7 protein-coding genes are annotated in these 9,030 nt (G+C 44.4%); 1 reads left to right on the forward strand and 6 read right to left on the reverse strand.

Annotation, left to right across the window (positions count from 1 at the left end; genetic code table 11):
• Positions 1 to 63: 63 nt before the first annotated feature.
• Positions 64 to 897 carry a Nif3-like dinuclear metal center hexameric protein gene (locus L0J61_RS06480; protein WP_301465514.1) on the reverse strand — a complete coding sequence of 278 codons (834 nt, stop codon included), beginning with the start codon at positions 895 to 897 and terminating at the stop codon, positions 64 to 66.
• 602 nt (positions 898 to 1,499) lie between these two features.
• Between L0J61_RS06480 and L0J61_RS06485 the strand changes: the two genes are divergently transcribed.
• Complete coding sequence (locus L0J61_RS06485; protein ID WP_301465515.1) at positions 1,500 to 2,825, forward strand: S1C family serine protease; 1,326 nt, start codon at positions 1,500 to 1,502, stop codon at positions 2,823 to 2,825.
• A gap of 189 nt (positions 2,826 to 3,014) precedes the next feature.
• Here L0J61_RS06485 and yfaE read toward each other — a convergent pair whose 3' ends face one another.
• The 5 genes from yfaE to nrdA all read right to left on the reverse strand — a co-directional run bounded on the left by yfaE (position 3,015) and on the right by nrdA (position 8,649).
• Positions 3,015 to 3,281: a class I ribonucleotide reductase maintenance protein YfaE gene (gene yfaE, locus L0J61_RS06490; protein ID WP_301465516.1), complete on the reverse strand. Its 267-nt coding sequence runs from the start codon at positions 3,279 to 3,281 to the stop codon at positions 3,015 to 3,017.
• Positions 3,282 to 3,333: 52 nt separating this feature from the next.
• Complete coding sequence (gene nrdB, locus L0J61_RS06495) at positions 3,334 to 4,467, reverse strand: class Ia ribonucleoside-diphosphate reductase subunit beta (RefSeq protein ID WP_301465517.1); 1,134 nt, start codon at positions 4,465 to 4,467, stop codon at positions 3,334 to 3,336.
• 132 nt (positions 4,468 to 4,599) lie between these two features.
• The gene (locus L0J61_RS06500; protein ID WP_301465518.1) at positions 4,600 to 5,061 is read right to left on the reverse strand and encodes a hypothetical protein; all 462 of its coding nucleotides are present in this window, start codon (positions 5,059 to 5,061) and stop codon (positions 4,600 to 4,602) included.
• 314 nt (positions 5,062 to 5,375) lie between these two features.
• Entirely contained in the window at positions 5,376 to 5,957 is a 582-nt protein-coding gene (locus L0J61_RS06505) for a hypothetical protein (RefSeq protein ID WP_301465519.1), read from the reverse strand.
• A gap of 415 nt (positions 5,958 to 6,372) precedes the next feature.
• Positions 6,373 to 8,649: a class 1a ribonucleoside-diphosphate reductase subunit alpha gene (gene nrdA / locus L0J61_RS06510; RefSeq protein WP_301465520.1), complete on the reverse strand. Its 2,277-nt coding sequence runs from the start codon at positions 8,647 to 8,649 to the stop codon at positions 6,373 to 6,375.
• Positions 8,650 to 9,030: the final 381 nt, after the last annotated feature.

The raw sequence follows: 9,030 nt of genomic DNA on the forward strand, positions 1-9,030 counted from the left end.
ACTTCTTACAAGATAAATTTTTATATAGACTGGGCGGTACGCTAAACAGTAATCACGATGGGGTTACGCTGGATTATCGATATCAATGAATGTCACTGGTAGCCCAAATTCTTGTGCAATGACATCTCCTAGGGCTTGGATGCCGCCTCGCTCTGTTGCGTGATGCCCACAAGCGAAGTAATCAATACCGAGCTCTCGTGCACTATGAGTAGTACGTTCTGATATTTCGCCTGAGATATAAGCGTCACAGTCCATCTGGGCTGCTTGCTCAATCATATCTTGAGCACCGCCTGTGCAAATACCGACGCGTTTGATAAGGCGGCTGTGTTCGGTGCTAGAGCTGGTAGTGGCAGACTGTTTGTATTCAGCAGCGATGTGTAAAGGCTGGCGTCCCAATGCTTGAGTAATCTTGGCAATAAGCGTTTCGGCGCTCTGGGGCTGACAGGTTGCGATATTACCGACAGGATGTGATTCATTGGGGTATAGGCCACCAATGAGCGTCATATCTAGCATGTCAGCGAGCTTGGCATTATTACCAGTCACCGGATGAGCATCAAGCGGTAAGTGATAGCCAATCATCGAGATGCCGTGTTGCATCAATTTCCGAATACGTCTGCCTTTCATGCCCGTGATAGTAGCGGGTTCACCTTTCCAAAAATACCCGTGATGTACCATAATAGCGTCGGCATTTGCCTCGATAGCTGCATCTATCAGCGCTTCACAAGCCGTTACACCAGTCACGATACGCTGGATAGGGCGGCCACCATCTACCTGCAAGCCATTTGGTGCATAGTCTTTAAACGCGCTGGCAGAAAGATACTCATCACAAAAATGAGCGAGTGTCTGGGCAGTAATAACCTTATCTGAAGCTTGGCTAGAAATATCGAGTGTTGTCATGGTACTCCCTAATAGTTGGCAATAAATTGGGCCAGATAGTTCAAATGATGCAATTAGCAACACAAGTAGTCAGTACTTATCATCAGTATTTGTCGTCGGTGCTTGTCATCAATGCTATTTTATCATGACTGTGCATGGTAGTAGACAGGGCTAATAACTGAAATGGTACACGATACGTTATTATTTATCACTGCTGGCGGTTATAATTTAACTTGCGTGAGTTTGCTTAAATGGGGCGTGCTCAGCAAGGCAGTCACCAGTCGTCTAAACGAGCTAAAGACGGTCAAACTTTTGCTAAATTGCTATTGTTGATTTTTGATCTGAGTATTTTTGAGCCGTTTTGTCGCGTATCGACTACAGATGGCTATTATTCATATTTTGACAAAATTAATGAAATTAACGCTATCGCCGGCACTGATATCAGCGGTACTATTGCTCTTGTTTGACTGCGCTCGCTTTCATTTTCATCGCCATTTTAAAATGAAGACAGGCTCTGATAGCTTATGACTCATTATTTTTGTTATGCTATACCGCGCATTTTTATCAGCTAGTTATTTTGTCCATCATTGTTTGCTTGCATCAAATTCATAGAGGTTTTTTATATGTCGTCATCGCAGAATACCAATAATAAGGCATCTCTATTTAAATGGTTACCTTGGGTGTTATTGTTGCTCGTGTTGGCAGCGTTTAGTTGGTTGTTTATGAGTATGAAAACGGCGTCAGAGGAGATATGGGAGCCACCGAGAACGCCTCCAGTTGAGCAAGAGGCTGATGCTCCTGTTGCTGATACGCCAGAGCCTATCTCTTCTTACCATGATGCAGTCGCACGAGCCTCACAGTCTGTTGTGAATATCTATACTACCCAAACCATGGCAGAGCATCCTTATATGGATGACCCTGTATTGCGCCGTTTCTTTGAGTTTCATAGTGGACCATCGCAAGATCAAGGCTCGACCAACTTAGGGTCTGGTGTGATCGTATCTGAAGATGGTTTTATCGTGACCAATGCCCACGTCATCGAAAAAGCGGATGAGATTGTCGTGGCATTCAATGATGGTCGTAAGAATCGTGCTACCGTGATTGGCACTGACCCTGATAGCGATCTGGCAGTGATAAAAGTCGATATGACAGGGCTTACCCCATTAGGCTTCCGTGAAGACCCCATTCGAGTAGGCGATTTGGCGTTGGCGATTGGTAATCCGTTCGGTGTCGGTCAGACCGTCACACAAGGTATCATCTCTGCGACTGGTCGTACGGGTCTTGGCGTCAATAAGTTTGAAGACTTCATCCAGACCGATGCCGCCATCAACCCAGGTAATTCAGGTGGTGCGCTCGTCGATGCTCGTGGTGAGTTGGTTGGTATCAATACTGTGATATTCTCACGCTCCGGTGGTTCTATGGGTATCGGTTTTGCCATTCCAACCGCACTCGTTGAGCAAGTCATGAACGCCCTCATCAAAGATGGCAAGGTCAGCCGTGGTTGGTTGGGGATTGAGATTCAATCACAGCTGCAAGATCCCACACGTCTTGAGACATCTACGGGTGTTGAGGTGCTAAATGTTATCGAGCAAAGTCCGGCGGCTAAGAGTGGTTTGCGAGTCGGCGATATTATCTTGACGATTGATGGTGTTGAGATGACCGATGCCAACACCTTGATTCAGTATGTCGCTCGTAAAGCACCAGATACTGAGTTGAATGCACAAGTGCTACGTCAAGGTCAAAATGCGCAAGTGCAGATCGTGTTAGAAGAGCGTCCAGAGCAAGAGCCAACAGCTCGCCCTGCGGTGCTGCAAAATGATTTGTCAGGCGGTACTGGGCAACCCACCATTGAAGACGACGAAGCAGCACCAATGATGTCAGAAGAGGAGCGTGACCGTATGCGCGAAGAGCTGCTAAAGTTATTTGAAAGAAACGGCGCGCCTCAGTGATAAAGGTGTTTTGTGCCAGAGTGCTTTGTATCAAAGTGCGTTGTGCCAAAGTGCTTTAGAAAAATATCTGGTCAATAAATAAAAAAAGCGCGCTATCTCAATCAGATAGCGCGCTTTTTTAATTGTACTGGTTCTGACTTAGTGTTAATCGATTTGTAGTTAAGCGATTGGTAGTCGTTCGATTGACAGTCATTCGATGATGGGCTCATGATTGATATAAATGACCCCTTGTACTTTGCAGCAGCAGGGTAGGATTTCATCTTCATCGATCATGGCCAGCGGATCAAATGGATAGTCAACAGTGTGTGAGCTGGCAACGCATTTGACCCGACAGCTGCCACAGTAGCCCTCGCGGCACTGATAGTTGATGTCGTGCCCTGTACGTAGCAGTCCATCGAGTAGGCTTTCATTGTCATGCAAGTAAAACTGCTTTTTACTCGTCATTACCCAAGTCATCGTAAGTCCTATGTTTGCTGGTGCTATAGTCCCATTGTTCTTTGAGCGCTATCTATAGCTCAAAGTCATCAAAGTCGCTGTCTGATAAGTCTGAGTCAATCTGACCGACCAAGTACGAGCTGATTTCTGTCTCTTGTGGAGCGACTTGCACATTGTCAGACGATAGCCATGTATTGATCCAAGGGATCGGGTTTGACTTAGAGTTCGGGAATGCCGCTGGCAAGCCGACCGCTTCCATACGCAAGTTGGTAATGTATTCGATGTATTGGCATAGAATGTCTTTGTTTAATCCGATCATTGAGCCGTCTTTAAACAGATAGCCTGCCCATTCTTTTTCTTGTTCGGCGGCTTTGCGGAATATCTCGATACTTTCTTCATGACACTCTTTGGCTATGTCGACCATTTCTGGATCGTCTTTACCATTACGCATGAGGTTTAGCATATGTTGCGTGCCAGTCAAGTGCAGCGCCTCATCACGAGCGATTAGCTTAATAATCTTGGCATTACCTTCCATCAGCTTACGCTCAGCAAAGGCAAATGAGCAGGCGAACGAGACATAGAAACGAATGGCTTCTAAAACGTTGACTGCCATGATGCACAGATACATTTGTCGTTTTAATGACTTCAAATCGACCGTGATTTGCTCGCCATTGATATCGTGTGTGCCTGCACCGTACAAGCTGTATAGCTGTGAGTTGCGATAAAGGTCGTCGTAATATTGGGCAATGTCAGAAGCACGCTCCAAGATATGTTCGTTTTGCATGATGTCATCAAAGACAACATTTGGATCGTTGACGATGTTGCGAATGATATGGGTGTAGCTGCGCGAGTGAATGGTCTCAGAAAAAGACCATGTTTCGATCCATGTCTCAAGCTCAGGAATCGATACCAGTGGCAACATCACGACGTTTGGACTACGACCTTGGATAGAGTCGAGTAGGGTTTGGTATTTGAGATTGCTGATAAAAATATGCTTTTCGTGGGACGACAGGTTGCTATAGTCGATACGATCTTTTGATACATCGACTTCTTCTGGTCGCCAAAAGAACGACAGTTGCTTTTCGATCAATTGCTCAAAGATAGGGTGCTTTTGTTGATCGTAGCGAGCCACGTTGACTGGCTGACCAAAAAACATGGGCTCTTTTAGCGCATTGTTTGGCGTTTGAGAAAAAATCGAGTATGTCATTATTCTACCTTTATAAGTGATACATAGTGTGGATTTCAGTAAAACCCTGATGCAAAATCATGATGTTTAAAATATTTGCGCCCACCTGAACCGATACGTAATAGGCACTCAGCTTTCAGGCGTCAGTCCTCATTAGAGATTGTCTAACGATATTTGAGCGGGTGCTTGTCCGTTATTCATATAAGCTTTAAAAATCTCACTGAGCTCTGAGTCATCCAGTGATTCTAGCTCATCGATTGCGCTCTGACGCTTCGAATCAATCCCCGTATTGTCAGCCATCGTTTTTGCTGTTTTCGCTTCTTGCTCTAATTTTTTTGCCGCTTCTTTTTGGACTTCTTTCTTTGGTGTTTTTGCTGTAGACAGTTTCGCTGTTGATGGCTTCGTTGTTGGTGTTTTCGCCGTTGATTTTTTGCTGTCTTTTGCGACGCTCTTTTTGGTGACGGCTGTTTCGAGTATTTCGCTTTTGCTCAATTGCTGACGCACTTCTTCAAGGTCGATTTCGACTTGTACGATGTGCGCACCGCCATCATTTAGGTCGGAAAATACGTTAGGGATAAACAAGCCACCGTCTTTGATGATTGCGGTATATTTCATGTCTATGACCTCCGTCGTTTGTATTTCTGTCTGTGTGTTTTGATTATATCAGCAGCCAATCCCGCCTACCGCTTGTATCTGCTTTGCCGCCATTACCATCAGAAGGGTAGTTGCCACAGAATTTGCGAAAATGCAAATTCTCTTGCGCTCGGACGAAGCAGTGCTTCGTTATTTCCTCGCTCAGGCTAAAAAGCCTTGTTGGGATAGCGCTTTTCTTTCTTATCAATCTTGCTATTTATGTTCTTTCGTAGGGTGCGTTCCACGCACCGAAGATATGGAAATTATGTTTGGTGCGTGGAACGCACCCTACATCACTAAGCAGTAATTAGTTTATCAGTTGCTCTGAGGTACTCAATTGCATATCTTGTAATTCTATAACGATGATAACCTTGATTAGTTATTTCACGGGTTAAGAGGTTTAACTCAGTCATGATTTTTAAGTCATCTTCGATAAATCTAGGTTCACTTATCTCCAAGTTTTGGCTAGCATCGATTGAATATTCCGCACCACTAAGCGACTTGAGTCTCCATATATATTCACCATCTGAATTTTCAAACTCACGTAGTATTCTTAAAGCTTGATCTGATAAACCATAGTTATCATCAAAATTAGAAGCAATCCCACTTATTCCGTACATTCGACTAGCTACAGACACCATTAGATCATTAAGCTTAGAAAGCTGCGACATGATTTCATTATGATTTTGGCTCATGAAAGTAGAGAGTTTATTTTGTAGCTGAGTATTATTTTCGATAATTGCAGCAGTATTGCTATTATCATTTTCACGTAACCACTCCATAAAATCTACGATATCAGAACCTCCTTTCGATGACTGAAATGTTACTAGTAGACCGACAATAGTGGCAAAGCTGTTGGCTAAAGTAATTGTGTCCATGTTTAAACTCCGTATAAATATTGGTTGTTAAAGCAATATACTGTAATGTCAAACACAATTGATCGAATGATATTTCATTACAGCTAAGAAACATATAACTATGTTTTTACGGTTTCTTTGGACAAGGGGTAAGTTTTAAATTAGAATAGCTTCCTGAGAGCGGAACGTTATTCTATTTGCTTATCACTTGTGAAAGTCGATAGTCTCAACTTCCTGATATTAAATACGCCAATATTTAATATCTCCAATGGCAAAGATGAGAAATCGTCTTTGCCATTTTTATTGCCTGATACTTGTAGTACCAAACAAATTTTAAAACCTTTCTACGATATATTACTGATATATAGCGGATTTAACTAAGAAATCAAACCCGCCACTCATCAGAAATTCTATTTAAAGAATATTTCTTGCAAACCTAAATCTTACATGCACCGCCAGCACAATCATCTTCCATATCCGCTTGGGCATCGTTCGCACCATCACGAGTGTTATGGTAGTACAACGTCTTCACACCCAGCTTATACGCCGTTAACAAGTCTTTTAACAATACTTTCATCGGTACACGCTGACCATCGTAGCGAGTCGGGTCATAGTTAGTATTGGCAGAGATACTTTGATCGACGAACTTTTGCATGACAGCGACCAGTTTTAGATAGCCGTCATTGTTGGGCATTTGCCACAGTAGCTCGTACTGACCACGTAGCTTTTCAATTTCAGGCACCACCTGTTTTAAGATACCGTCTTTTGATGCTTTGATAGACACCAGACCACGTGGTGGCTCGATACCGTTGGTCGCATTGGCAATCTGGCTAGAAGTCTCAGATGGCATCAAGGCGGTTAGGGTAGAGTTGCGCAGACCGTGCGCCGTAATCTCGCCACGTAGCGTTTCCCAGTCTAAATGCAGCGGCTCTTGGCAGATTTTATCCAGGTCGGCTTTGTACGTATCAATCGGCAAGATACCTTGTGAGTAGGTAGTCTCATTAAAGGCAGGGCAGGCGCCTTGCTCTTTCGCCAATTTGTTTGACGCTTTTAGGAGGTAGTACTGTAGCGCTTCAAACGTCTGATGCGTCAAGCCAAGTGCGCTGTCGTCTGAATAGCGTGTGCCGTTTTTGGCGAGGTAATAAGCGTAGTTGATCACGCCCACACCGAGTGTACGGCGGCGCATACTACCGTTTTCAGCTGCTTTGACAGGGTAGTCTTGATAATCAAGTAAAGCGTCAAGCGCACGGACGATAAGCTCGGCAGGCTCTTCGATATCGCTGACGTTGTCGACTTTACCCAAGTTGACCGCTGATAAGGTACAAAGTGCGATTTCGCCTGTTTCGTCGTTGATGTTGTCCAGTGGCTTGGTCGGTAGAGCGATTTCCATGCATAGGTTTGACTGGCGAATCGGAGCAACGGCTGCGTTAAATGGGCTATGCGTGTTGCAGTGGTCGACGTTTTGGATATAGATACGACCCGTGCTGGCACGCTCTTGCATCATCAGGCTAAACAAATCGGCTGCTGGGATTTTTCGGCTACGGATGTTGGGATCGTTTTCGTATTGCGTATACAGAGCTTCGAATTTGTCTTGATCTTCAAAGAATGCATCATACAATCCAGGCGTGTCACCTGGTGAAAATATCGAGATGTCTTGACCTTTGATCAGGCGCGTGTACATCGTTTTATTTAACTGGACACCGTAATCCATATGACGTACACGGTTGTCTTCGACACCGCGGTTGTTTTTCAGTACCAGTAGTGACTCAACCTCTAAATGCCACAGTGGATAGAAAAGGGTCGCAGCACCACCACGGACGCCACCTTGTGAGCAGCATTTTACGGCTGTCTGGAACAACTTATAGAATGGGATACAGCCAGTATGCTGCGCTTCACCGCCACGGATAGGGCTGCCAAGGGCGCGGATACGACCGGCATTGATACCGATACCAGCACGCTGAGATACATAACGCACGACAGCGCTGGTGGTGGCGTTGATAGAGTCTAGGCTATCACCACACTCGATCAAGACGCACGAGCTAAACTGGCGCGATGGTGTACGCACACCAGACATGATCGGCGTCGGTAGTGAGATTTTGAATTGTGAGGTCGCATCGTAGAAGCGTTTGACGAAATCCAGACGATCTGATTTGTCGTAATTGGCAAACAAACACATACCCACGAGCATGTACAAGAATTGCGGGCTTTCGTACACCGTTTTGGTGACACGGTCTTGTACGAGGTACTTGCCTGCCATTTGCTCAACAGCCGCATAAGCAAGGTTCATGTCGCGCCAGTGGTCGAGATACTCTTCTAATTCGTCAAATTCTGCACGGCTATAGTCAGTGAGTATGTGCTCATCGTATTTGCCAGCGTCAGTCAATGTCTGTACATGGTCGTAAAGATGTGGTGGCTCAAACTGGTTATAGGCAATCTTACGCAAATGGAAGATAGCCAAACGTGCTGCTAGGTACTGATAATCGGGTGTCTCTTCAGAGATTAGATCAGCCGCAGATTTGATGATGGTTTCATGAATATCACGCGTCTTGATGCCTTCATAAAACTGAATGTGCGATTTTAGTTCAACTTGCGACACAGACACGTTATCCAAATCATGGGCTGCCCAGTCGATTACCTTATGGATTTTGTCCAAATCAATAAGTTCTAATCGTCCATCACGTTTGGTCACTTTGATTTTATCGATATGTGTCATACTGCCCTCTTGAGTGGTTTGCTTATCTTGATGCTGCACGGGTAGATATCCGCTAGGCATGCTTTATAACGCTACATAATAGCTTGGTCATCGCATGGTGTGTTTAGGCAACAAGCTGCCGCTACTCATAGTGGTGGTGAAACGCACTGAGTACTATATATAGCGTATTTGTTAGTAGGTAGGCACAATATAGCGGGAAAATTTTGAAAATGCTATATTGATTTTCGCGTCAAACTATGTTGCTTAGAGGTTGAGCGTTGCTCAATTTTTGGCAAATGAAGATGATATAAGGGTTCGGCGTGAATGGGCTAAATAGTAAAGTTTTTTGTAAATTTATGCTGACGATTTACATTGTATTTATATATATATAGATATATCTAA

Source organism: Psychrobacter sp., from assembly GCF_030457785.1.
GTDB lineage: Bacteria > Pseudomonadota > Gammaproteobacteria > Pseudomonadales > Moraxellaceae > Psychrobacter.

Coding starts and splice junctions, on each gene's coding strand:
- L0J61_RS06480 (WP_301465514.1), bottom strand. CDS start 897: ATGACAACACTCGATATTTCTAGCCAAGCTTCAGATAAGGTTATTACT.
- L0J61_RS06485 (WP_301465515.1), top strand. CDS start 1,500: ATGTCGTCATCGCAGAATACCAATAATAAGGCATCTCTATTTAAATGG.
- yfaE (WP_301465516.1), bottom strand. CDS start 3,281: ATGACTTGGGTAATGACGAGTAAAAAGCAGTTTTACTTGCATGACAAT.
- nrdB (WP_301465517.1), bottom strand. CDS start 4,467: ATGACATACTCGATTTTTTCTCAAACGCCAAACAATGCGCTAAAAGAG.
- L0J61_RS06500 (WP_301465518.1), bottom strand. CDS start 5,061: ATGAAATATACCGCAATCATCAAAGACGGTGGCTTGTTTATCCCTAAC.
- L0J61_RS06505 (WP_301465519.1), bottom strand. CDS start 5,957: ATGGACACAATTACTTTAGCCAACAGCTTTGCCACTATTGTCGGTCTA.
- nrdA (WP_301465520.1), bottom strand. CDS start 8,649: ATGACACATATCGATAAAATCAAAGTGACCAAACGTGATGGACGATTA.